This window comes from Actinomadura spongiicola (genome assembly GCF_003432485.1).
Lineage (GTDB): Bacteria > Actinomycetota > Actinomycetes > Streptosporangiales > Streptosporangiaceae > Spirillospora > Spirillospora spongiicola.
Genome location: NZ_QVNQ01000001.1, coordinates 423,541 through 448,515, shown reverse-complemented (window position 1 = coordinate 448,515; position 24,975 = coordinate 423,541). Strand labels below are relative to the sequence as shown.

Genomic DNA, 24,975 nt, shown 5'->3' with positions numbered 1-24,975 from the left:
GCGATGGGCGACAAAACGAGCACTCCAGGCGAACGGTCTGTCCACCTGGTCGTCACCTGCGCTAACCGCAAGCGAGGCTCGCTTTCCTCCACGCTCCGGGCACGCGAACTTCCCCAGAACCAGGACACACAAGCGCGTTGCCACGACTGGATCCGCCGCCTCGCCGTCAGCGCAGCGACCACCCGCGCAGCCGACCTGTACGCCGGCGAGTATTGGCAGGTAGCGAAACAACTTGGAGCAGTGGTTGGCCCCTCTGCTTCGATGTGGGTTTGCTCCGCCGGATACGGGCTGATGCCGGAGGACGCATCCATCGCCGCCTATGCGGCCACCTTCGCCTTCGGGCAGAAGGACTCTGTCGCCTCCACAACCGACGATGCCCGCAGGTGGTGGGGAGCCTTGGCCGAGTGGCCCGGCCCCGCCCCCGGTGCTCCTCGGACGTTCACCGACCTCGCCGCCAGCAACCCGGACGCTGCCGTCATTGCCGTCATGTCGGACGCCTATCTGAGGCCATGCGCTCACGATCTTCAGCAAGCGGCCGAGAAGCTAGTCGATCCGGACAACTTTGTCATCATCGGGCCTGGCCACCGGTACCCGGACCTGGAGAACTTCATCGTCCCTGTCTCCGCGGCGGTCCAGCCTGCAGTAGGCGGGAGCCTGCTCTCCTTGCATGCACGGGCCGCCCGCCACGTGCTGGAGATGGCCAGAAAGCAGCAAAAACCGTTCACGCGGCCGACGCTTGCCGCCCTTATGAAGGAGCTGAGGGAGTCGGCTCCCCCAGCAATCTCCCGGACTCCGGGTGCCAGGCTTAGCGACGATGAGGTGTTCGCCTTCATTCGCACAGCCATGGCAGAGGAAGCAGGACCCGTCTCTGCGACCAAGCTGCTGCGCCGGCTACGCAGTTCTGGGCGGTCTTGCGAACAGGCCCGCTTCAAGGGGCTGTTTCAGAAGATCATGCAGGAAGACGCGCTCAAGGACTGGTCCTGATGTCCATGTCCAGAAGCGAGCCGTCCATCGAGGTGCGAGCACTTCGGATCATCCAGGTCAAGGACTACCCGCTCTACATCTTCATGTTGAAGGCCGAGCAGGTCCTAGAGTTCGCCGACATCTCCCGCGTGAGCCGCGATGAGGCAGGCAAGCTGATCGGCTATCAGCGCCCCCAGGTACGCAAGCACATCCAGGAAATCGTCGAGTATCTGGACAGCCCGCTACCGATCTTCCCTAACCCGATCATCATGGCGCTCTCGCCTGACGTCCGTTTCAAAGCCACCCGCGGCGGCAACCGGCTCCCAGATGATGGCGCCTCCGACACTGGCCGGTTGTTCCTTCCCCTGCCGAGGGAAGGCAAGCCGAAGCCCGCCTGGATCGTCGATGGACAGCAACGCGCGTTGGCCTTGGCGCAAGCTAAACGCAGAGACTTGCCCGTCCCAGTCACGGCATTTGTCGCCGATACAGTGAGTTTGCAGCGCGATCAGTTTGTGCGCATCAATAATACACGCCCACTTCCTCGCGGCTTGGTCACCGAATTGCTACCCGAGGTGGACAGCCCCCTACCGGCTCGCCTAGCGGTACGCAAGGCTCCATCGAGCCTATGCGACGTGCTGAACACCGACGGAAAATCCCCCTTTCATGGGATGATCAAACGAGCTTCCAGTGCCGGGAGCCGCCAGCCAGGCCCGGTAGTTACCGACACTTGCGTCGTCGACATGATCCAAGAAAGCCTCACCTCCCCTTCCGGCTGCCTGTTTCCATATCGCGACATCGGTCGCGGCGAAACGGATTACGACGGAATCATTCAGGCCTTGACCATCTACTGGACGGCAGTCCGGGACACTTTCCCTGAAGCTTGGGGCAAACCACCGGAAAAAAGCCGGTTGATGCATGGTGCTGGAATTAAGGCAATGGGTCGCCTCATGGATCGCATCCTCGGTACTATTGATCCTCAGCGCGATGATGCATACGAGCAGATTCGCCAACACCTCGAACTCATCGCTCCACACTGTCACTGGACCACTGGGACCTGGGAGGGCCTTGGGCATCGCTGGAACGAGATTGAGAATGTGGGGAAGCATGTCCAAGAGCTTTCCAACTACCTGATCCGTCTGTACCAGAGCGCACGCAGGGAACTCCTTTGAAGTTTTTCTTCCCAGATAGCCAAGACCAGGTCAGCCCGACCTTTGACTTCCGCAATGAGGAATATTCTCCGTACCGTGTACGGCAGCGCGACGACCGCTATGCGCATGAGGTCCTGGCGAAGCGCCCTTACCACGGGATCCTGGTCAGCAAAGCTATCGTGGACGGCTCGGTTAGGGGATCCGGGAAGTACACGATGCCGCAGCGGGAACGGCTTCATAGGTTGGGCGTACAGAAATACTTCAGGCTGCCGGATGGCGTCACCACGCTGGGCGATTGTGGCGCCTTCAACTATATTGACGAAATCGAGCCGCCGTACAGCGTGCCCGATGTCGTGGATTTCTATGAACGCTGCGGATTTGATGAAGGCGTTAGCGTTGACCACGTGATCTTTCACTACGACCGGGACGCCACAGAATCCACCATCGAACCAAAGTGGGCTGAACGCCGCAGGATCACACTCAAGTACGCGCGCGATTTTCTCGATGAGGTGGAGAAGCGAAAGCATTCCATCGTCCCGGTGGGCGCTGCCCAGGGGTGGAGTCCCGCCAGTTACGCCGACAGCGTCCACCAACTCGAAGAGATGGGCTACCGCCGCATAGCGCTCGGAGGAATGGTGCCCTTGCGGACTGAGGACATCTTGGACTGTCTCTACGAGATCGAAAAGGTGCGGCAGAACGCAGAGTTGCATCTGTTGGGGATCACTCGGGTCGGCACCATCGAAGAGTTCGCCACTCTCGGAGTCACCAGTTTCGACAGCACATCGCCCTTTCGCCAGTCGTTCATGGACGACAAGAATAACTACCACACCGCTGATGGCGCTTACATGGCAATCCGGGTGCCTCAGGTCGACGGAAACCCGTCCCTGAAGCGAAAGGTGCTAGCTGGCGAGGTGTCACAAGCCGAAGCCAAGCGCCTCGAGCGCGAGACACTTCGCCTACTGCGAGGCTACGACGAAGGTGACACTAGAGCCTCTCTGGAGAAGGTACTGAACACCCTTCGCGACTATGAGCAGCTGGTTGAAGGCGACAAGTTGGATCCTAAGAAGGGCGCCAAGAAGTCTCGTATCCCCAAGTATGAGATACTTCTTCAAGAGAAACCATGGAAGACATGCAACTGTGGACTGTGCAGCAAGCTTGGCATTGAGATAGCCGTATTCCGAGGCACGGAACGGAACAAGAGCCGCGGCTTCCACAACCTTGCGGTCTTCGCCGCTAAGATTCAGCACATCGGCCGTGCGCCTAGTCAGGAGAACCAATGACCGACCAGCACACGCTTCGTCTTCCGGCGCTGGAGGTCCGGCAGGGTGATCGCCGCATCTACTGCTTCGCGGTTGACGGCAAGCGCCTGCATGAGTTCGCGGCCGTGTCCCGAATCCGACGGGATGACCAGGAAGAGTTGCACGGCTACCAGCGTCCGGAGGTAGCCAACCACATCAAAGCGATCAAGCGCTATCTTGAGTCACCCTCGGCGATGTTGCCGAACGCGATCGTGCTGGCATTCGACAGCAGGGTGAAGTTCGAAGCCGGGACAACCCCTGAGACAGGGGAAGGCTACTCGGTGCCCGGAGTACTCGTCATACCCGTGGACGAGGACCTTCCCGAGTACCAGAAACCCGCTTGGCTGGTGGACGGCCAGCAGCGCAGTGCTGCCATCAGGGAAGCAGAGATCGACACGTTTCCCGTCGCAGCCGTAGGCTTTATCGCCGACAACGAGGCTGAACAGCGAGCCCAGTTCATCCTGGTCAACAACACCAAGCCGCTGCCCAAGGGCCTGATCCACGAGCTACTCCCCAACACCAGAGGTCACCTGCCGCCGGCTTATGCCCGCCGGCAGTTGCCGGCGGTGCTCATGACCCGGCTGAACGGTACCGGCGCCGGCCCGTTCTACAAGGCGATCGCAACCCCCACCTCGCCGGACGGCTACATCAAGGACAACAGCGTCCTGAAGATGATCGAGAACAGCATGTACGAGGGGGCGCTCTACCAGTACCGCGACGAGCAAGGCGGCGGAGACGTCGAACGCATGCTGCTCCACCTCAACACGTTCTGGGGCTTGGTCAGGGACGTCTTCCCGGACGCTTGGAGCAAGCCGCCCCGCACGTCGCGGCTAACTCACGGCGTCGGCATCCAGGCCATGGGTTACGTGATGGACAAGCTCACCGAAGACGAGCCGGCCGAAAAGCTCGACCGCCACCACATCCTCGAGAAGCTGAGGAACATCAAGGTCGTAGCGGCCTGGACCGAAGGAAGCTGGCACTTCGGCAGGGACGATGAGCGCAAGTGGAACGGCCTCCAGAACACCCCCAACGACGTGAAGTGGCTGACCAAGGGCCTCCTCGTCATGGTCGACCAGGACCCGCTGTTCTGATCCTTCACTGAGCCTGGGCCCCGGGTCCTCACAGGTGCGTGTTGCGGTGTGGACAGCCATAAGTTTCGAAGTGCGGAATCCAGTGGCCGTCCATAATCGACCAGCCATTATGCGGACGAGAGATGCTGTTCAAGAGCCTGCATGAAGCCCGTGACTCCTTGGCCCTGCGGCATGATCTGTTTGTCTCTATCCCTCGCTTGATCGATCGCGGATGTCGCGGGATGGGTAGCGTGCCATGTGTCAACGATCAAGTAGTCGGCCCGGGCGGCGAGCGAGCGCAAAGTTGCTGTTCCCACCTTGTCGGTGTTGCCCTCGACTGCCCTGGGAGAGCAGAGTCTGGACAGGCGCTTTTCAAGTGACGCAGCCGCTCGAGGCAGAAGTGAGTAGACACCGACTACCGAACCGTCTAGCCGCTTCCAGACGGTGTCCACGTCGGATGTCTGCTCGTGCGGCTGCCGGACCGGGAGGCCGGCCTCGCCTGCCAGGGTCTCCAACTCTGAGTCCTGGCGCGAGCTGAGCCTTTGCTGGAAGCTCCGGATTTTGTTGATCACCTCGGAGACGGTGGCCAGTCTCGCTTCCGGCACAGGCGAGGGAGCATAGAGCAGGACGTCCACGAGGCTGAGCCCCCAGTCAACCGCAGCAGGCGAGGAGATCCGTCTCCACAGGAGCAGCGCATGGTTCAGGGTCTCTTGGTAACGGGACTCGGTAGGTCCGCCTTCCAGAAGCCTTACGATGAGGAGCAAGTAGGCATCACGTACTGGAGCGCTCAGACTCGGCTGATCCACCAGCAGCATCAGGACGACGTCGAAGAACTCTCCTGCTTGTATCGTCGCGGCCGCTTTGGCCGCTGCGCTGCATAGCAGGTCCAGCGCAGCCACAATCTGTTCTTGGTTTGCGCCTGCCCAAGCGCTGAGAACGTTGTCGGCCGCCGCACGGGCCTCGGCATACGACAGTGACCCCAACCCCGCCCATTGATGGTGCTGCGCCCGCAGGACCTGCGCTGCATCAGGCCAGTGCTCGTTTCGTCCCAGACGGGCACACCACTCCGTCCAACTGTGGCAAGATCCCCCGACCAGCCGGTCCAACTCCTCCAGGTCTCTGAGCAACCGGCGGTCCGGACGCAGCCGTCCCTCTTCGACAAACCCAGACACCAGTGAGCGGACGGCGGGTGCTTGGTTGGTCTCTTCGCCTTCGAGAACGGCCTGCACTGCCATATCGGCTTCGGACGGCTCAGGTGATTCGAGGAAGGCACGGGTTACTGCGCCGTACTGTGCCTGTTGAAACAGTTCCTGAATGGTCGGGAGGATGACTGGTCGCGGGCGCGCAGCAGTATCACCATGTGTGACCAGAGACCGCAACCACCCACGTTCGGCGTCGGTGGCGGCGGCGCGCAGCAGCCTCTCCAGTCGGCCTCGGTCCCCTTGTACCTGAGCGGCTACGGCCGTAACCTTCCGGCCGTTCTCCGTGATGGGCACATCAACGGCGTTGAGGATCACTCCGTAACGAGAGTTGAGGTCCGCGCGTGTGTAGACGTCCTCAGCGGACAATTCTGAGGTAGAAAGAGGGGCTACCTCCTTCCACCACAGCATCTCCAGGAGGATCTCGTTTACCGCACGGGGTCGCCGGGCGCGGAGCATCTCCTGAAGGTAGGGAAGATCTTGCAGTTCGCTCCAGCGCTCGAGACGACCGAGCAACTCCACCTTCAGGAACCTGAGGTTCTCGGCGCTTAGCCGCCCGGTCAGCCGCAGTTCGTCCAGGGCGTGCTCGGCGACGCGACCGTTCCCCCGCAACAGCGCCAGCCGGAAGTCACGGAGCAGGTCCACGTGCGATGGCCGAACAGAACGCCGCCGTACGTCCGTCCCGGTCACGGTCGCGACCGCATCCTCCAACCGCTCAAGCATGACCAGCGCCGATGCGTCCGTACGTTGCAAATGGGACAGATGGTTGATCCCAACAGCCCGCAGTATCCCGTCGGCCCCTTCGTTTCCTGGAGATATCGGCGCTGGTTCGATAGTAGCGACCGTTGGGCCGAGGAAGGCAGCGAGCACCTCCTGTCCGCACCGCTGTCCTTCACGGTCTTCGGATATTAAGTAGAAACCGGCGGGTTCGCGGTCCACTGGCATCACCAGCCAGCCACTCGTCCCCCTGGACCAAGTGCGCACTTGGCCTTCGAAAAGAACTTCTATTCGATCTCGCAGCGAATTAAAGCGCGCCGTGTCACCGAGAACCCGACGCAACGCTTCGAAAGCACTCACAAGTCATCCCCGAACCGGTCGCGGGCGTCCATACGAGCCTGGGCCACGTAAGCTGGGTCCGTGTTCAGTTCCACCTGCTCCTCGCGCAGGTGGATACCATTGTAGGTAATGTTCATACTGCCCGCCAACGCATACCCATCCCCGGTGAGCGACTTCGTATGCAGCAGGCCGGTTGGATCTGTCACCACCTTGATATTTGTTTCAACGTCCAGGTCACGGGCGAGAAATTGGAGTCGGCGCTTGAAGGTGTTGTTATGACTGTCGATTGTCGTGGCAACGATCACATATGTGCGTTCCGCCGCCAACGTGGCCAGGACTTCGGCAAGGCGGATGTGGCGCCGTCCGAAACGGGTGAGCGCGGGAAAGGTACCGAGGGTGTTGTCGATGACACCGACATCTGAGATCCAGGGAGAGACGAGCCAAAGGTGGGTGCTCTGATGAACGAGTTCCGCAGCAAATAGTGCACCGAGAAGGTCCAGGACCTCGTTGGAACTCTGAGCACTGGACTTGCGGATGACTCTGTTCATAGCGCCTCCCTTAGCAGTACGCGGGCCTCAACGTACTGAGTCGTAATGCGAGTCCCGACCACGACTGGATGACATAGAAGCGTTCCGACCTCGACCGGGCGAGTCTGCAGGTCCAGGATGGCTGATCGGAGAACGGCGCTGTTCGTGTGAGGTGCGAGCAGAATTGTCTCGCCGCACTCCCGGAGGATGTCGTGCACTGCATCTCGGCGTTCATCGTCCCAGGGAACGGCGCTAAGTGAGGGCGGGCTGAAGTTGACAAAAGCGCGCAGCGCCGGAATCGAAGCCCGGAGTCCCGAAGCGTACGGGTTGTGCGAGAGGTCCGCTTGCGCAGTCTCGCCCCACGGCCACAAAACATTGGCCACGGCGCGAGCACGCCGTTGCCTAGTCGTTCTCTCGCTGAGATGCAGGATCTCGTCCAGACCTTCGTCTTCGGCGACAAGGGCAGCCAATGTCCTGGCACCTACTGCAAACCCTGCCTTGACAACGACCGTGTCGCGCAGATCGAGCCAGGATCTGACTGCGGCCTGCAGGCCAGAATGGGCGCCGGGTCCGGCAATGCGAGTGCTCAAAATGGAACGGGCCGGGCCGCCCAGGGCGAGACCGTGGTTCCGGGCGACATCGTCCAGCCGCTGCGCCGCGAACGCCACGACCGCATGACCTCCCCGCCAAGCGTCCCGAAGCCCGGCCAGCGCGGACTGTACCTCGTCTGCGTCATTGCGTAGAAGGGTCGTGAGTTCGTGGTCCACGGTCTCAATCGAGGAGGGATATAGCGCATCCTCAAGTGCTCGTGTACATGCCTCGGGCTCCTGTACGAGTACGCGGACAAATGCCTCGATCTGGCCAGTGCCTCCAGGGGTCGGTTCCGAGATCCAGAATCGGCCTTCGTCACCCGGGGCAAGATCGACCAAAAGTTCTTCCGCATCCACTCCAGGGCAGAGTGCCGAGAGCGCAGCCAGCACCAGGTGTGCGGCGGATAGTGTATGGCGCCCACGCCACCAGGACGTCCAAGCGTCCGAACGTACCTTGTGCTCGGCTTCCGCGAGTGCTTCGCGGACTGCGGACAACACATCCGGGTCCTCGAACCAGTCGGTCCACGATCTACTGGCTCGGCCTTCATGTTGTGCATCCTCAGTGAGCAGTCCAAGGGTGGTCGCGGCCTCCCTCATTGCTCCCGCCAACTCGGTCTCCCAGCGCGGTGATTCCTCCTCCAACTTCGTGGTGGTCACCGCCAGCAGGACGACCTCGACGAGTGTCTCCCGGTCGAAGGATGACATCGTGGCGGGGAGAGTCGCCTCGACCTCGAGGACATGCCGCAGACGCTGGCTACGTTCCTCCGAGCCGGGTGGCTCCACGTGGTCGGGCAATCGGACAACGCCCTCGAGTGCGTCACAGTGATGTTCGACCCCGAGCGCTTCCGACCTCCAGTCGTCTTTGACGCCGTGGCCAAAGCGGAGCCGAACTGGTCTCGACCGCGGGTCCCAGACCGTCCCGGACGCCGTCTTGGCGTAACGCAAGGTGCGTGCACCGCCCCCTTGAACATGCAGATGCGCGGTGATTCCTGTGATGAGTTTGTCCGCCCCCGGGGCAACACGTAGTTCGCACCCCTGGCCGAGAGGTGACACCTGGAACTCCCAGTCCGGTCGAACTGCGGAGGCATCCTTCACCAGCTTGGGAACAGCCTCCAACGCGGCGACCGTCGGTGCGTAGACCGTCACACGCTCGTTCCCAGTCTCGACAACATCAACAGGGACGCCACGATACAGCTTCACGACGTCGATCCTGTGCTCGTCCGTTCCGGGAGCCATGGCGGGGAGGGGAACCCAGTGCCGCTTGTTGGTAGCCCACACTCCGAAGTGCCTGCTCACATTGCCGGGGCAGAACTCACGAAGCGTCCGAAATGCGGGGAGATTTTCGACTTGGACGTCTTGCTGTAGACCAGGCACGAGCAGTTCCACATCGGGAACCAGAAGATCGTCGAAGAGATTGCCTGGTACGAACTGGCGCAGGGGTGTGCGCGTCCGCAATCCGGTGTCCCGCGGCAAAGGCTCCTCCCCCCTCCACTGATTTTGCAGTCGACGTCGTATCGTCGGGACGACAGCCAGCAGCAACGGCCGGGGGGAGTCCCATAGCAGGCTGTCAACCACAGACTCCGCCCGTTCCCCGGCGCCCAGTCCAAGCGCAGTCCGAAGATGGCGCCGAAGCCGTTCGCGTTCGGGTCCGGGCCGAAGTAGCCGAGTCAGCAGGTCCGCGATCCGCGTTTGACGGATCAGAGCCTGATCCTGCCTAGATGTGCTATTCGGATAGAGTGCTCTCGCAGGGCCGGCGAGATCCTCCCAGGTCGATTCGCGACCGGAGTAGCGCAACTCGATGGCTAGCCAGTCAAGGAGTGCGTAAACCGCCTGGATCCTTAGCACATATAGATTCTCGAGAGGGAGGTTACGCGGTGGGAGTTCAGGGTCGAAGAGGGCATCGTATGCCTCCCATGCCCGGCGGTCCCTGCCCCAGTCACTGAGCACCACCACTGTCCAGGGACGGGTCGCCGGGTTTCGTCCAGCGCGTCCTTTACGCTGTAGAAACTGCGCAGGATCATGTGGGGCCTTGTGCTGCACAACCGCACCGACACGGTCGTCGTCGAATCCCACTTCGAGCGTCGCCGTCGCGATGACCACTTGAGCATCGGCTGATACACCGCGATCCTGCGAACTGGTGCGGCCTAGCCGCTGTGGGCGGTCGGCTTCGACTCCATGTCCCAAGTGCTCCGGCAGCCACCACCACTGCCCGTCAAGATCACGCTTCCCGGCCGGCTCTTGGCGTTTTGCATCCAGACGTCCCTGTCTCTCTGCCCGTAGGTGAGCAAGAGTCAGGACTCGTCTCTCATGGGGTCGGCCCGGCCAGCGCCAGCCTTCAGCATCCAGGAGGTCCCAGAAGAGCCGATTGGTGCTGTCGAGCTTGTCGGTAAAAGCAAAGAGTCTGCTTCCGAAGACTCCATCAGAGTTAGGCGGCGGGTTGAAGGGGTTGTCCGCCTTCGAGTCGAGGCAGCGGGCCAGCGCCATGCACGTCTGGATGCTGGTGGAAATTGTCCCAGTCTTGGAGTGCGGATCGTGCCGGAGTGCCAACAGGTATTCGGCTCCGGACTCCTCCAGTTCCTCGGTCCTGGGCTGGACGACGGTCACCGCGCCCGGCGATAGGCCGACCAGTTGGGCGAAGAAATCCCCCGCATTGCGCAACGTGGCGGAGAGCCCGACCCAGACAGGTGAGCGGCGTAGCGTCTGCGAAAGGCGGCGCAGGAGGATTGCATTTTGCGCTCCGGTCGTGCCCTCATAGGTGTGTACCTCGTCTAGAAGAACAGCGGCGAGGGTCGCCGGACGTACCCCGAATGCTCCGAGATTGCCGGGAGCGGAGAGTTGACGGTTGAGCGACTCTGTGGTGCTGAGCATGAGATCGGCGGGGTTCTGGCGCGCGCTCTCGCGAGTCAGTCGTAGGAGTTGCCCGTCTACTTCGGACCGGCAGGTGCCCGCACCGCAGACCAGCCGTTCCCGGTTCATATCCAGATCGACTCTGCGCCAGAGCAGTTCCGAGTCGCAGTCCAGGCAGCGAAGGTATGGGCAGACGTAATCGTCGCCACGCTTACTCCAGCCCTCCGCCCATCCCTGCTTGACCGTGTAGACGGACGCCGGAGTCAGGCCGAACCAGGTGGCCAGGCTCGGGGGGGCGGTCTGGAGGTCACCGGCGACCTGAAGACCCTGGACGTAACCTAGAAGTGCTCGGAGCTGATCCTTGAGGAGTTCATTTCGCGGGTACAACGCCAGTGCCAAAGTTCCGGCACTCCGTCGTCTTTCTGGCTGATCTGCGAGCCATGAGAGAAGCGGCAGGTAGAACGCCAGAGTTTTTCCACTGCCCGTACCAGCGGTTACCACGACGCCCGAGGATTGAGTGCTCCCGAGCGCGTCGATGATAGCGTTAGCGCTGCGCCGTTGGAATCCCGAGAGTTCAACCGGCAGAAGCCGTTGCGCGACAGCAGAACCACCCGGACCTAGCAACTCTCGGATCTCATCCAGCACCTCCTGAGCAGGGATACTGCGCTTGGGCCGACGCCGCGGACGGTGCAGGAACCTGTAGTCCAGCACCAGGGGCCTGCCATCGGTAACCCGCTGTTGGGGAAATGCCTGTCTGAGCGTGGCGAGCAGCCGGATTGTCTCCGCACTGCGGGAGCGGTAGCCGCCGTGAGGCGTGCGGACGACCAGAGCTGCTTCAACTAGCTGGGACAAAAGTTCCGAGGCGCTCCCGTACGCCGATAGGACCGTGAGGAGTTCGCCTTCAGTCCACTCAGCCCCCACTGCCCCCCAGGAGAGAAGTTCCGCCTCCCGGAGTTCGATCATGGTCAAAGCCTCAAGCAAGTATTCATCCATGTCGCACCTCCTGGGGGCGTCCCGGGACCGCCCTGAAGTTTTGCAGAGCGCCGTTGTCGATAAGCCATTCCCGTACTTCGGCATCAACCAGTTCGAGTGAGGCACCGCCGCGCGCCGCGGCGGACACGAAGGTCTTCACCGCTGCGGGCAGTCTTCCCTCCAAAAGCCCGAAGAGCGCACTAACCTCATCGAGGACCTCGAGCGAACGTGTGTCGGGCAGTCGCCTCTCGAGCCTGGCCAGCCTGCCGAGGGCTTCGTTGAGCTGTCGGGCTACATCGGCGATACCTTCGGCGCCGGATAGCACTTGCATCAGGTCACGCAACTCGGCGGCGTCGCCGGCTTGCGACGCAACGTACTCCTTCCAGGCGGCCATAGCTGACTCACGCAACCGTGGTTCCAGGCGAGTGAGCTGTCGTGCGACGTTCGTCAGCTTTCGCCTCTCCAGGGCTTGTTGCCGCGTACCCAGGCCTGTCTGAGCCTTGTCCAAATCAGCCAGCAGGCCAGGATTGACGTCCAAGCCGGTCCACCAGACGCCCCGGCCCAGTTCCGCAGCGTTGTGGAGTTCAGCAAGGCTGGGCAGAACCTGGCCCAGTTCTTCCGACGCCGTGATTAGGGCCTCGAAATCCATCTGAGCGCGGTCCGCCTGACCAGCCCGGTCGACCGCTACGCGTGTCTCCTCGATCCATTGAGGGATGTCAGCAGCCATCGTTCTCCTTCTCGGCACTGCCCAGTGCGTGAAGGTGTTTCTTGGCCTGGCCTAGTTTTTGACGCACGTCCTGCGCCTGTTGATCCAGGTTCCCGCTGACGCCGTCGCTCCGCTCGCACTCCAGCCGGGTCGCCATCATGCTCCGCCGGATCACTTCAAGTGCTCTCGCACCTCTCACAGCCACACGGGTCCAATGTTGTGTGGTAAGGGCGTCCGACGCCTCATGTCGTCTGTCGCCGACGTATTGCTCGAGGGGGAGTCCAGCGGGTACAGACTTCAGCGTGTCCAGCGCGTCACTGAAAGCGTTCCAGCCGTCAGCGGGCCTGAAAAACCCACTCTCCAACGCCCGTCGCCCAACTTCACGGGCTGCCCTGGCCACTGACGCCGGCTCCTGCCCTTCGAGACCCAGCACGAGTGTCTCAACCGCTGTGCCGATCTCATGCAATTGGGCAGGGGCCGCCTGTTCCACTGCGGTTACCAGAGTGTCCGCTGATCCGGCCAAGACTGGAGCTGCCTCACGGAACTCCTCGACCACGTTTCGGAGGAAGACAACAGGTGCTCGCAGGGTCTGCTTAAGTCCCTCTTCTAGCTCGACCGCATCGACGAGTTCAGCAGCACCAGTGTCGCCTTGCCGTACCCCAGCGACCTCACCGACCAGGTCGTGAATTGAGGAGTTCAACAGGATGTCCCGGGCAGCCCGATCCGCAGCCGCCCAAGACGGCGTGGCTGGAGTGGAGGCAGGCGCCCCGGCGGTCATGATGTCGTCGACCCGCTGAACCGACGCAGGCGACAGCCCTGCCGCGATTAGCGCGACGGCACGCGTCCCGACGGCCGCACGGGCCAAACCGCGGCCTCGAACCCGCTCTATAAAGGCTGTGCGGACCTGGTCAGCCCAGTCATCTAGGCGGCATTCGAGGGCTAGCATCAGATCGAATGGATCGTAACCCTCAGGCCAGGGCCAGACCCCGTTCTCCGGGATCCAATGACCGTTGTCGTAGAACCATCGCGCAGCCGCCAGCACTCTGATGGTTTCATCATCACGTCCGATGCTGAAAAGCACTTTCCCGGTACCCGCGCGACGGCCTCTCGCGTCCTTCCCGAAGTCAAAAGAGGTCCGGTTGAAAAGTTCGTTCAGGATCCTTGCTCCCTCGCCACTCGCAGTGTGGAACAAGGCGTGCTCGAGATCCAGTCGGGAGCGGACCAGGCGATAGAGAAGATCTCGGTAGAGATCTGTCTCACTGTCGGGAAGACGGTCTCCAACCTGCCATTGGAAAAGTTGAGGGAGCGGACTCGACCTAAGAGGGAGGGGCTTCTCCCCCGGATCAGGTTTCGGCGGGGAATCCTTCGGAGGCGTCGGACTTACGGACTCCCGCCCGGCCGGCACTTCCAGAGCGAAAGCGTCGGCCACTATCGAGTTGAGGCTCGACTCATCACCCCAGACCACCAAGGCGCGAAATAGTCGGTCGGCCTGCTCGCCGACGTGTCCTGCCAGGATGGTGTCTTTGGAACGCCTGATCGTGAAATCGAAACGGTCACGTACCCGATCATGCGGGTAAGTGCCCCGTCCAATGTGCGCATCGGCCTCGATCAACGTCTCTGAGACGCAGACATCGAGGATGTCTCGCGGGGTGGCGCCCTTGCCTCTGTTGTTCAACGAACGACGTACTGCTACGTCGTTGTAGGGATAGAGACCCACACGACCGAGGCCGGAAACTTCAACTGTTCCGAAGCCTGCGTGGCACTCCTCCCTAACCCGGCATGGCAGCCCGTCTTCCCGGGTATCACAGGCGTTGCGGACCCAGCCCTCCGTACTGTCGTCCTGGACCCGCGACCAGGCGGACTCGACGTCCTTACGTCCAACCCTGACGAGGTTGAGATAGCGGGCGACAAATGCCTCACGGTCAGCAAGAGCAGATGATTCGATCTTGAACTGGTGTGTGATTCGCGTCTGGACGGTCTCCGGAAGCTTATTGTATGGAGCGTCGGTCACCGCGAACACAACCCGCAAAGGCGCGAGATCGGCCCCCGGCTGAGTGGCGAACTGATCATATAGTTCACCATCGATAAGACCGAACTGAGCCAAGTCTTCAAAGATAAGGACCAGTTCCTTTTCCTGCCTTCGCATCAACTGTCGGGAACGGCGAAAGAGCTCGTCAAGCGTTACCCCACTGCCGGAAGTCCGCATGCCAAGCGCCCTAGGTACTGCCTTGCGCAGGGCTTCGTCGAGCAAGTCAAGGGCCGGTTCGGGATCGTAGCGGACGACCTCCCACAGCCCTTTGAGGTCTACGTTTCCTGCCAGTGCCCTCAGTACTCCGGTCTCACGCAACGGGAGATCCTCTGGCTCGAACTCCTCCTGCTCCCCGTCACGCCGTGAGGTCTCCTCGTACACGGACGCCACGAACCGATGAAGTCGGCCTTCCTTGCGGAGCAGGACGCGGTTCACCGGGGGCAAGGCCAGTAGATCCGCCAGGCCGTTTCGTCGTTTACCCAAATCATCGGTGTCACCGAGCAGGCTGTTGCGTTCCTCCCGGGCCTCTCGTTCCTTCTCGCTCTCACCGTCCCGGGGAAGTTGGGGTTCGAGCGCCCAGTTCAACGCGAAACGCATCTCCTCCAAGAGTCGGTCCTGGAGTTCCGCGGGGCCTGTGTTACCCACCGCCGCATCGATCCGTTCCATGAACTCATCGCCGCCGTCACCGGGCAGCCCGACCACGATCCTGCGCAACAGTTCCCTGATGGTCTGGACCGCCCGCGGCACATAGAGGACGTGATACCGCTCGTCAGCCCGATCCAGGTGAGCGTGTACCCAGCGCACGACATGGCTTTTGCCGGCGCCGGACCCTCCGGTCACGGCGATGAGGGTGTTCCTGTCTTCGTCTCCAATACCGGAGAGCAGGGCGTCAAGCACCTGTCGCTCATCTGAGTCAGAATCCGGCTGTTGTTCCCCCTTAGGGTGGGCCAGCGTCATGGGGGAGTGCGCGGCGAGAAACACAGCGTCAGCACCGCTGGGTAGCGCTCCGATATCGGAGTACACCGTTTCTCGGACTGACCTGGCGCTCCAGCAGCGAAATCCCTTCATCGAATTGCTCACGCCAGGGCCTCCAGGATGTGCACCTCACCGATGCGGCGGTCGCCTCTAGCGAGTCGCAGGGCGACGGCGTTGCTCGAGTCATCCGAAGCGACGAGCTTTAACTTCCCCATGCGTTCCAGTTTCCTCATCGCGAGCACGACTGGCATTGGAACCTCATCGACGGAGCCACTGACCTGCGGTAGAACAGATGCCAGCCTCGAGTCGCCCAGAACCGGCAGAAGTGAGTGCAGGTGCCGGAACCACTCATCGGCGAGCAGTCGACTAGGCATCTCGCCCAGGACGATCTCTATGGCTCGCGTCGGATCAGCGATCAGAGCCGATTTCTGCCCTCCAAAATCAGCGCGGACAGCAAGCCCCAAAGATCTTGCCCACCTCATGAAAGAGCGCCACTGCTCCGCGTTGCCAACCGGGGGGTGATCTTCTTTCCACCCATCTTTGAAGGCAGCCTCTGGACCGTCCCCCCAAGTGACGGAAAAAGGCGCGAGCGGGTTCTGCATGAGAAACCAAGTGAGCGCAAGCCCGAGGTCCGGCGGCGGGTCCCCTGCCTCGATGGCAGTCGCCGCACGAGCGCCCAAGCGGCGCAACACGAGGCTCCTGACGATCTGAGCGCCGGGTGACGTGTCCCTTTCGATCGCCTCCTGCAGGGATTCACTCACAGCCCAACGGCGCCGGTTACGCGAGACCTCCTGGGGCTCGATGATCCTCAGATCCTGACCGACTCTCAGCGAGGCGACGAAAACGCCGCCATCCGACCTGGTTCCCTGACTCTTAGCCGGAACGTGCGGTTGTAGGGCACTTCGGAGTTCGGCTTCTTCTACGCCCTGGGGGTGTGCGGCCAGATACCTGCAGATGACGACGAGCGCAGGAGCGCTGGCTGTGACATGGCCTTTCAGATAGTCCACGGTTAACCTCCGAGAACTTGGAGCGCGGTCACGGCGTCGAGCGCGGGCAGGTCGGGTCCTACCTTCCGATCCCCGACGGTAGCGCCGCGCGGAAGCAGGAGGACATCGAACGCGGGTAGAGCGCCACCGTGCTGGGTCAGTCGTCTCCTCGACCTCAACCAGGTGCCCGGGACTCGACTCGCCGGCGGGTACACGACGAAGGACGAACAGGGGGTCAGGTCGCCGGGTCCTATAGGCAACGAGTCGACAAACAGCCAGTCTCCATGGTGTATCGGCTCACCTATCGGACCAGCGAGATGCCTCACTCCGCGACGGACCATAGCCCGTGCCAAGGGCAAGGCCACGGTGTCGTGGTTGTCGGTCGTAAGTAACACGAGCCGGTCTTGGGCAGCGGCGGCATTCGCGAGATCCTCAAGCCGGGGGGTGAGGTAATTCGAGACGGGCCATTGCTGGATAGGACTGGGGGACGGGTCTTCGGGCGGGGCAACGCCGTCTTGCCGACATCCTGGGCACCTGCCGCAAGGAGTCAGCGGTTCAGCCCAAGCAGTGGAGGGACCGAAGATACGGCGGGTCTCCTCGTCGGGCCGGTAGGACCCTGCGATCGCCTCGCACGCGCGCACGGATCCGCGTACCAGATTGACAACGGAGTCCAAGGCCCTTCGTGATCTCAGCCATTCCTGCTTCTGCCATGGCGTCCAAAAATTGGACCAGAAGGACGAGTCTCTTAGGTCGCCACGACACACCTCGACACAGGCCCACTCGCGCTGTTCTCCGGTCTCGTCAGCCAAGTCTACCAAGTCCTCGACATCCATTTGAAACCGCCGAAGCGCGTCCAACTCGACCAGTCCCTGGACGAGCTGAGCATTCCAGCGACGGTTGTAAGAGCCGCGAGCCGCCGTACCACGGCTACCTTCCAGGTCGACAAAAGATCGGTCTGCGAGTTGCTGACGGTGACTCCAGAGGTCCGACCATCGCTGCTTCGCGGTGTCGGCCGTGAGTACCTTGGTAGTAAGCTTCTCCGCCTCGCGTCGGTCCGTTGGCGCAGTCAGCAGGAACGCGGCGGACGCGGCACCGTCACGCCCTCCCCGCCCCAGTTCTTGATACCAGCGATCCACGGTTTCCGGCATGCAGGCGTGCACCACAGTGCGCACATGGGGGTAGTCGATGCCGAGACCGAAGGCCGAGGTGGCGACGACGAGGTCCACCGTCGCGGCCTTTTCGGCGCTCCACCGCAACTCGGCGAGGACACGCGCCCTTTCCTCTGTGCTCGTCTTACCAGTCACGAGAGCGAGCCGCCGATAACCGACCCCCCGCAGGCGGGACAGCCAGTCTTCGGCAGCCTCCGGCGCCGTCACGTAAAGGATTGCCGGCCGTGGCAGATGTGCAAGTGCCTCCAAGACCCATGCTTCTCTCTGCCCCGGATCGTCCGCTGCCGCCGTCCACAACTCCGGTTCGGCACGCAGGGCGTTGGCCGCAACGAGCGTGCACGGGCCAGGCTCCGCGAACATACGGTGCAGGTCACGAAGTTCGAACGCTCCTAGCGTCGCGCTGAGCAACAGTGTTATCGGGCTAGGATGACCCGTGTCGGCTGCCTTGCGTATTAGGTCGCGCCTCAGGTTCGCCAACGTGCGAAACTCAGGCCGAAAGTCTCTGCCCCACTGTGTGACCAAATGTGCCTCATCGAAGACAAAGCCCCCTATGCGCCCCGTACCGGCTGCTTCCAGCAGCAGCAGTCGGAGCGCACGGGTCATCGATTCCGGCGATGTGACCAGAATCGGCTGTATGCCCTCCCGTACGCGCGACCGCATGCGCTCCCGTAGATACTCCGGAGTGCTCGCAGTCCAGGCGAAATGAAGGGAGTTCCGGTCTATCCGGGTGCTCCGACGCGCATAGTGATCTCGGAATCTGCGTTCGAAGTCGTAGGCTAGAGCAACCGTCGGGACCACGATCAGGGTGACCGCATCATTCCGTTGGTCTGCCAGGCAGAGCGCCACCTCGGTCTTGCCTGACCCTGTGGGAAGCATTGCAATCACGGTGCTGCCTGCCGGAACGGAAACTACAGCGCGGCAGGCGGCCCTCTGCCCCGGCGTGCTGTAGTAGCCATGGCCAGTGCACTTCGTGAAAAACGGGTCTGCGATCAGTTGAACGTCAGAGAATCTCGCTCCGCGCATCGTTCCCGCAGCCGCCGCGCCGTCCGGATCTCCTTGAAAGTTGAGCCAGGTTGGATTCCAGGGTATCGCGGACCAAGTATCTGTCGGGCGTTCCCGCAACTGCGTAAGCGTCGCTACCTTGCGCAGCCGCGCCGAGATCTCCGGAGTGGTGACCACGGTGTTTCGACGGCCATCCCGCAGTGACCATCTCCGGAGGAGGTGGCGGATCAGCACCGCCGTATCGAGTTCGCTGCTCTGGGGATCCACGGTGGCATAAGCCAGGCGCGTGTAGAGGTCGTCCGCAAAGTCGGGCGGTCTTCCTCCATCCGCTGCCCGCAGCCAGTGACGGAGAAGTTCATCCTGGTCGGAATAGAGTTCGTCTGTCATGGCGTTGGCCAAAGCACGATCGCGCCGCAGGCGATGGTCGATACGGCCGGTTGTGCAGTACCTCTCACCAATGCAGCCCCGAGGGACTCCTCCCGCTCCATCTCCAGATGGGCTGCTCTGCGTTCGGCTTCTGTCGGCAGCCGCTGCGATCTGGCTCGCAAAACTGCGGTTCGGGCCGAGGCCTCCTCTTGAGCCCGTCGCGCCGCCGCCGGAGGTTCTGTGCTGAGGGCCGGGAGGGAACGAATGTGGTCGATTGCCGCGTCGGCACTCAAGCGGCAGAGTTGCTGCCAGTCCGGCAGCGCGGTCAGCACGTCCCCCCACGCCCTCCCCCGCAGCACCTGGTCCGAATCGGGATCAAAGGGGGCATCCAGAATCTCCAGCGCAGGTGCGGACGCCGGACCGGTGGGGTTTGTCCACGTACGGAGGACGCTTGGTGGGAGCAGAGCGTCGCCTCGTCGGCGAAGCCGACGTCTAACGCCCTCATCCTCAGCCACCAAGTGGGAAGCGTCGAATTCCACCAGAAAGTCGCATGACATCCAGAGCGACGGTTCGTGCACATCGTCACAAGGACGAATGATCGCGCGGGCTCGGCCACGCTCGTCCGTACGAAGATACCGCTCGAGCCAGTCGACGAGCGGGTCTCCGAGCCGAAGTGGAGCTACCCCCCTCCGGCACGTCGCGGCGGAGCGTGCGTACACTCGCGGGCGCCTCAACAGGGGAAGGACCTCAGCGGCCAAATCATCCGGGAGCCCGGGAACGTACCGAGAGTCGGTACGAAGACGCAGCAGCTCCCCGTCTGGAGCCACCTGCGGTCGCAGGCCTACGCCGCCTCGTGCCGAGGTAAACCTGAGAAACGCGTTCTGCAGATCCTCGATATCCTCCTCTGTCCGCCGCAGGTCGGCCATGGTCGCCTCATCGAAATCGGATGCCGCCGTGACAGATTCGAGCTCCTCTAGGAGATCCACCTCAGTACGCTCATCTTCGATACCTCTCCGCAACTCCGTCAAGTCGAATGAGAAAACACCGCTACCCTCGCACTCGACCTGTGCAATGATTTCGTTAAGGATTTCAGTTAGTTTTCGCTGCAATGTGGCGACAGAAGCAGTGAAGATACCTATACCTTCATGCAGTAGGCGAACATGTCCGCTGACCCACTCACTATCGGGTTCCACGAATGTCACGATCTCTGCAGGCTCCGCCCGGAGTGCAAACCGGTCGAGACGCCCTATCCGCTGTTCCAGCCGATTAGGATCCAAGGGCAGGTCAAGGTTGATGAGCACATGTGCCGCTTGCAGGTTCCTCCCTTCCTCAAGGGTGAAATCACCGACGAGAACATGCCCGCCAGAATTATTCAAGAAGGCTAGGGTCTCTCTCTCGCGAACTGCCTGCTCCATAGAGATCAGATGCCCGGTCACATTGTTTCCCCACCGTTCCTGTGCTGCCTCATAGAACTCCCGTGCTATGTCGGACGAGGTCCCGACCACCACTATTTTGAGATCTTTGGCCAGCCGGTCAGCAACGATATCAAGCGCGACGCGCGACCGAGTGCCCGTGTCGACCATCTGAAGTCGCGCGACCATCGCCTCATTCAGAGCCCGGTCGTCCTGTTCTACGGTGAGACTTCGCCGGAGGTAATGAAGGAAGGCACGAGGTCCACCCAGAGCATGAAGAACCATTTGCGCAAAACGCTTAGGACTTCCCACGAGTGCAGGGTTGTTCGCAAGATGATCACGGTATTGTTCAAGGAATTCGTCGACCATACGCCGTGTCGAATCTTCAAGCGCTACGAAAACAGGCCGACGCCCTACCACTGGATAGTCTTCGGCGACGCCGCTGTTCCTCCGATGGCGAATCATTCTCCGGCTGATGCGGTAGGTTTCCCGTACATAGTCGCTAAGATCCACCCATGCGGAGGACATTGGTTCGGCAGAGTAGCATTGCTCTACTAGTCGAGCGACCGTGGGGTCCTTACCATGCGTCCTGAGCAGTTCGTCTAGCGCGGCGCTCCGCAGGCGTGGACTCGCACGCCGAGAGGTAAGCACCTGCAGATTCGTCGCCTCTCTCTCACGTCCTTTCACCCGCTCACGGAAAGACTTAGGGTCGTTCGTCGGATACGCGACCGGGTCTACGAGATTGAGCAGATTGAGCAAGACTGAAAGGTTCCCGCTCATGGGCGTAGCCGAAAGCAACAACAGGCTCTTGGCCTGGTGCAGGTCGGTTCGAAGATGGGGGTGGAGAGAGAACTGGGAGACGAGCCGGTGGGCTTCATCTACCACAACGATGGCGTGCTCACTCAGTCTGACTTCACCCGCAAGATCTTGATGGGAAACAAGGCGAACACGCTGCTCCCCCATCTCCTCTCCAAGAAGAAACCTTTCTCGGAGTTCGACCCCCCATTGCTGGAGCAGAGTGGAGGGGACTGCTATGAGCGCTGTCGCCCGGCTGTCGTCAAGGAGCAACTGTCGGACGACAATACATGCTTCGACCGTCTTACCCAATCCGACCTCGTCGGCCAGTAGATAGCGAAGCACAGGATCGGACAATACTCTGGCCGCCGTATCGAGTTGGTGCTGGTAAAGCTCCACAGGTGCGGACAGAAAAGCTGTGTAACCCCTCGAAACTCTCCGCTGAAGCACTAGTTGATCCAGGAAATCCCGGCGCGCTTCGTAGTACTCAGGGGAGTCACAGAATCCTTGGACAACGGCACTGACCGGATCCGTCAAGGGCCGATCCCAGCGGATCTTGAATTGATCACCCGACAACTTCAGGTCTGTATGGATTCCGCTGACCCGAACCCGGTAGTCACCGAACGCGGTGAGTCCCGTTACCTCTGCGGCATGCCAACCGTAGGGCTCACCCTTCACCCAGACGCGAGACCCAGGCGAGACACGAGGGAAGATCAAATCCTCCACTGCTGCTATCTCGCGAACCTCGGCACTGCCTGGGATATCGGTGTACACGACGACCGCGCCTTCTGGCCGCTTCTCGCGGCAGAAGGCGAATCCCAGACGACTGGATCGCACCTGCACCCAACGACCGACGTAGGCGTCAGGCGAGGAGTGTCGGTTCAGCAAGCCCACACCCTCACGTTCCTCGGAGGCATCCCCTTACTGTATGCCACCATTCGTCCCGGTCGCCAGCAAAGTCAGACTTCCTCCCTAGAGGGGGGACCGTTACCAGATCGTTGCTAGGTCACGGACCGTGACGCAGAAGCCCTCCATTTCGATGCCACACCTAAGGAAGCAATTGCGCAGCCTATCCGGGAGTAGTCGAGGGGTTGCAATACGGATGCGGCGCCGAATTTTGGGCAACAAGAAGCCCAATGATATTGCGAGCTAAGCTATCGACATTTCTAGGCCGTGTCAACCAACTCGCGAGCTTTCAACCAAACTTACCCGCAGTGACCAAATCGCCGACCCGGCACATCTGACAGCGGTTCGGCAACCTTGCCGACGGTCCGGGGAGCCCACTAAATTTGAAACAAATTCCAAGTTCAGGAGCGTGTCACTGGAGAGCATTCGTAGTTGCCACGATCACCGTTCGCAGATTGCCACTAGAACGGCTTACCCGGCATCGGCTCTATTTCTCTACGAGGCGAACAGAGCCTGCCGAGTCACCTCACACTGCTTTCGCTAGATTGACGGTCGGCGAGAGGTTGCCCCCTCTCGCCGACCATGCGAAACGCCCCCAGGCCCTGACCTCGTCTAAGTCACGCCAAGGAGTGTCGCGTTGACATTTCACCCACCTGAGGACCCAGAGTCAAGTTCAGAGCCGGTGAAGCGTTGTCGGATCGATGAACATGCCTGGTGTCCAGAGACCGTGCAGTGCCAGTTCTGCGGGCTTCCCTACACCGAGCACGATAATTTAGAGGCGGATGACTGACAATAGTTGACACCCGGGTCTCGCCAACTGTCGCGAGACCAGGGTGACTTGATCTTCGCTGGACGGTGTATAGATCGACGCCCGGCACCTGGTGGTGGGTGGAGGACGTCGGCGAACGAGGCACACCCTTGAACGGTGTCGCAGGCTGCGGTCCGGCGAGTGAGGCTGTCGCGGGCAACCAGGGCGCCGGCATTCAGGCGCCCAGGATGCGCCGCGGCAGTCGGTCGGCAGCGCTCCTCGCCAGCCGCCTACGCGGCGCGGTTAGGGACACGCTTCGTCGGTGATGCGACGCGCCGCCCGGCCAGCGGACGTCCCAGTCCCCCGAGGGCAGAATCGACCGGGTCGCTGTCCGCACCCGGCAGCGACACACCGCCATCCAAGCCCTACTGGACCAGGGACGCACCATCAAACAGATCACCGCTGAGTTGCAGGTGAGCCGCAACACTGTCCGCCGGTTCGCCCGGGCCACCGACCCCGGATGGGTCATGGGTTCCACGCTCGTGCCTCCGGGAGGTTCGTGCGGCGGGGGAAGTGGATGGGGTTGTGTCGTTCGCTGGCCGGAGGCGGTGCGAGGAGTGGTGGGTCGGTGATTAGCCTAGAGAAGTCTTCCGCTGCTGCTAGGCCAGCGTCGTCCTGGCGTGTCTCGCCTCTGGCCGTCGGGGACACCGCGCGTCCGCCCTCATGCCGCCATCCGGTCGGTAGCGATCTGCAGCAGTTGTCCGTGTGGACGGTGCGCCAGCACCCGCACGTTGCGGGTCGCCAGTTGGACGGCGTGCTGGACGGTGAGGGCGTAGGGCTTCTCCTTCCATACCGCGATGTGCGCGTCAGTCAGCCGCAGCGCCGCCTCTTGGTGCAGGTCGTGCGGACAAGCCAGGATCGCTACCTGGTACGGGCCTGCGGCAAGGGCTCGTTCCAGCTCGACGAACACCGGTATGCCTTCGGTCGATCGGTCGGCTTCTTCCTGCGCAGTGATTCGAGCTGCGACGGTGGGGTCGGGGTCGCAGATCGCTGCGACCTGAGCGGTCGGCATGGCCCGGTGCAACGCCGGCAGCAGCACCTCGACGGTGCGCTGTCCGGCACCGACGAGCAGGAACCGCAGATTCCGGTCCGCGGTCGGCGATTCGGAGGGAGCCGAGTGAGTCATCGAGAGCCTCCTCAGATTGTCGTCACGGGCAAGGAGACTCTCGATACGTTCTGTGAGGCTACGCTGACGTGACCTCATTCACTGTTCATTCATTTCCTCAGCCCGGATTGAAGGGATGATTGGGCCATGGGCGCCCAGCAACCCGCCGAGGATCCAGAGTCCGCCTCCGCAGAGGGGACGCCCTCGTTCGGGGCGGTCCTGACCCGGTGGCGCGAACACCGGGCGATGTCGAAGAAGAAGCTGGCGGCTGCGATGGGTTTCGACCCGTCCTACGTCAGTCACGTGGAGGCTGGACGCCACCCTGCCAGTGAGGACTTCGCCCGCAAGGCCGACGTCGTGCTCAGCGCGGATGGCTCGCTGTGGCAGGCGTGGCGAGCCGACGGACCGTCCAGAACGATCGGCGTCAGCGCCGGTGCGGGCAACGTCGAGGGCTTGGTCGTGGAGGAGGACCATGCCCGCCTGGAATACGACGAGATGACGTACCGGCCGATGCAGCGGCGCCGGCTGTTCAACGGCGGCGCCGAACCGGTCACCCGCTACCTGATCCGCATCAGCGTCGACCGCCACCTCGGCCAGCCCGAGTGGCCCCGTGCCGGACGAAGCAACTGCAATTCTGACGTCGTCGCCTGGCGAGAGCCGACCAGTGCGCCTGCGCTGCGGGTCTCCGACTCGGATCGCAATCGGCTTATTGAAGTGCTGTGTACGGCCGTGGCCACGGTCGTACTAACCGCCTCCCCAGAGCGGACCAGCGACTAGTCGAACGGTCTCGGCGAGACGCCAACCCGACGACATCCAGGACCGCATACGCCGGAGCGGGGGCGACCTTCTCCACCGTGAGGCGTTGCACTGCTCTTCGCTGTCACCGCCATCACCCTGAACGTGCTCAAGGGTTCCGGAGAGCCATTTCGGAGCTGCCGTCCTTGGCACGTTCGGGGCTCGGCCGGAAGCGCCATGGGCGTAGGGGGCGTCGACGGGTCGAGCACCGTGACGTTAATCGATCGGTTGTTCGGCGGAGTCGAGTCGAT

General features: G+C 62.0%; 15 protein-coding genes. 6 read left to right on the top strand and 9 right to left on the bottom strand.

Annotated elements, in window-relative coordinates; genetic code table 11:
- Nucleotides 1-3: 3 nt before the first annotated feature.
- Genes D0T12_RS02100 through dbpB (D0T12_RS02085) form a run of 4 tightly spaced genes read left to right on the top strand, consistent with a single transcriptional unit; the run spans nt 4 to nt 4,500 of the window.
- Nucleotides 4-984: a hypothetical protein gene (locus D0T12_RS02100; RefSeq protein ID WP_147339344.1), complete on the top strand. Its 981-nt coding sequence runs from the start codon at nt 4-6 to the stop codon at nt 982-984.
- Nucleotides 984-2,132: a DGQHR domain-containing protein DpdB gene (gene dbpB / locus D0T12_RS02095; RefSeq protein ID WP_117397519.1), complete on the top strand. Its 1,149-nt coding sequence runs from the start codon at nt 984-986 to the stop codon at nt 2,130-2,132. The genes D0T12_RS02100 and dbpB (D0T12_RS02095) overlap by 1 nt, the downstream gene beginning before the upstream one ends.
- A complete protein-coding gene (gene dpdA, locus D0T12_RS02090; RefSeq protein ID WP_117397518.1) occupies nt 2,129-3,391 on the top strand; it encodes a tRNA-guanine transglycosylase DpdA in 1,263 nt (420 codons plus the stop codon). Before dbpB (D0T12_RS02095) ends, dpdA begins: the two co-directional genes overlap by 4 nt.
- A complete protein-coding gene (dbpB, locus tag D0T12_RS02085) occupies nt 3,388-4,500 on the top strand; it encodes a DGQHR domain-containing protein DpdB (RefSeq protein WP_117397517.1) in 1,113 nt (370 codons plus the stop codon). The genes dpdA and dbpB (D0T12_RS02085) overlap by 4 nt, the downstream gene beginning before the upstream one ends.
- A gap of 107 nt (nt 4,501-4,607) precedes the next feature.
- On the opposite strand, the gene dpdD is transcribed toward dbpB (D0T12_RS02085), so the two are convergent.
- The 8 genes from dpdD to dpdE all read right to left on the bottom strand — a co-directional run bounded on the left by dpdD (nt 4,608) and on the right by dpdE (nt 21,953).
- Nucleotides 4,608-6,755: a protein DpdD gene (gene dpdD, locus D0T12_RS02080; RefSeq protein WP_147339343.1), complete on the bottom strand. Its 2,148-nt coding sequence runs from the start codon at nt 6,753-6,755 to the stop codon at nt 4,608-4,610.
- Nucleotides 6,752-7,282, bottom strand: a complete 531-nt coding sequence (gene dpdK / locus D0T12_RS02075; RefSeq protein WP_117397515.1) for a phospholipase D-like domain-containing protein DpdK — start codon at nt 7,280-7,282, stop codon at nt 6,752-6,754. The genes dpdD and dpdK overlap by 4 nt, the downstream gene beginning before the upstream one ends.
- Nucleotides 7,279-11,691 carry a protein DpdJ gene (dpdJ, locus tag D0T12_RS02070; protein WP_158581370.1) on the bottom strand — a complete coding sequence of 1,471 codons (4,413 nt, stop codon included), beginning with the start codon at nt 11,689-11,691 and terminating at the stop codon, nt 7,279-7,281. Before dpdJ ends, dpdK begins: the two co-directional genes overlap by 4 nt.
- Entirely contained in the window at nt 11,684-12,397 is a 714-nt protein-coding gene (locus D0T12_RS02065) for a hypothetical protein (protein WP_117397513.1), read from the bottom strand. The genes dpdJ and D0T12_RS02065 overlap by 8 nt, the downstream gene beginning before the upstream one ends.
- Nucleotides 12,387-15,302 (bottom strand): ATP-binding protein, encoded by a 2,916-nt coding sequence (locus D0T12_RS02060; protein ID WP_117397512.1) that lies wholly within the window; start codon nt 15,300-15,302, stop codon nt 12,387-12,389. The genes D0T12_RS02065 and D0T12_RS02060 overlap by 11 nt, the downstream gene beginning before the upstream one ends.
- A 179-nt stretch (nt 15,303-15,481) precedes the next feature.
- Nucleotides 15,482-16,387 carry a hypothetical protein gene (locus D0T12_RS02055; RefSeq protein ID WP_147339342.1) on the bottom strand — a complete coding sequence of 302 codons (906 nt, stop codon included), beginning with the start codon at nt 16,385-16,387 and terminating at the stop codon, nt 15,482-15,484.
- 2 nt (nt 16,388-16,389) lie between these two features.
- Nucleotides 16,390-18,924: a protein DpdF gene (dpdF, locus tag D0T12_RS02050; protein WP_117397510.1), complete on the bottom strand. Its 2,535-nt coding sequence runs from the start codon at nt 18,922-18,924 to the stop codon at nt 16,390-16,392.
- On the bottom strand, nt 18,921-21,953 hold the full coding sequence (gene dpdE / locus D0T12_RS02045) for a protein DpdE (protein ID WP_267900388.1): 3,033 nt from the start codon (nt 21,951-21,953) through the stop codon (nt 18,921-18,923). Before dpdE ends, dpdF begins: the two co-directional genes overlap by 4 nt.
- A 1,185-nt stretch (nt 21,954-23,138) precedes the next feature.
- Between dpdE and D0T12_RS37280 the strand changes: the two genes are divergently transcribed.
- Nucleotides 23,139-23,396, top strand: coding sequence for a helix-turn-helix domain-containing protein (locus tag D0T12_RS37280; RefSeq protein WP_117397508.1), 258 nt, complete (start codon nt 23,139-23,141; stop codon nt 23,394-23,396).
- Between the two features lie 89 nt (nt 23,397-23,485).
- On the opposite strand, the gene D0T12_RS02035 is transcribed toward D0T12_RS37280, so the two are convergent.
- Nucleotides 23,486-23,950, bottom strand: coding sequence for a Gfo/Idh/MocA family oxidoreductase (locus D0T12_RS02035; protein WP_158581369.1), 465 nt, complete (start codon nt 23,948-23,950; stop codon nt 23,486-23,488).
- Nucleotides 23,951-24,076: 126 nt separating this feature from the next.
- Here D0T12_RS02035 and D0T12_RS02030 point away from each other — a divergent pair, with 126 nt between their 5' ends.
- Nucleotides 24,077-24,706 carry a helix-turn-helix domain-containing protein gene (locus D0T12_RS02030; protein ID WP_117397506.1) on the top strand — a complete coding sequence of 210 codons (630 nt, stop codon included), beginning with the start codon at nt 24,077-24,079 and terminating at the stop codon, nt 24,704-24,706.
- Nucleotides 24,707-24,975 lie beyond the last annotated feature (269 nt).

Bases quoted from the DNA above. Each gene is read 5' to 3' on its own strand.
- D0T12_RS02100 (WP_147339344.1), top strand. From the start codon at position 4: ATGGGCGACAAAACGAGCACTCCAGGCGAACGGTCTGTCCACCTGGTC.
- dbpB (WP_117397519.1), top strand. From the start codon at position 984: ATGTCCATGTCCAGAAGCGAGCCGTCCATCGAGGTGCGAGCACTTCGG.
- dbpB (WP_117397517.1), top strand. From the start codon at position 3,388: ATGACCGACCAGCACACGCTTCGTCTTCCGGCGCTGGAGGTCCGGCAG.
- dpdK (WP_117397515.1), bottom strand. From the start codon at position 7,282: ATGAACAGAGTCATCCGCAAGTCCAGTGCTCAGAGTTCCAACGAGGTC.
- dpdJ (WP_158581370.1), bottom strand. From the start codon at position 11,691: ATGGATGAATACTTGCTTGAGGCTTTGACCATGATCGAACTCCGGGAG.
- D0T12_RS02065 (WP_117397513.1), bottom strand. From the start codon at position 12,397: ATGGCTGCTGACATCCCTCAATGGATCGAGGAGACACGCGTAGCGGTC.
- dpdF (WP_117397510.1), bottom strand. From the start codon at position 18,924: ATGACAGACGAACTCTATTCCGACCAGGATGAACTTCTCCGTCACTGG.
- D0T12_RS02035 (WP_158581369.1), bottom strand. From the start codon at position 23,950: ATGACTCACTCGGCTCCCTCCGAATCGCCGACCGCGGACCGGAATCTG.
- D0T12_RS02030 (WP_117397506.1), top strand. From the start codon at position 24,077: ATGGGCGCCCAGCAACCCGCCGAGGATCCAGAGTCCGCCTCCGCAGAG.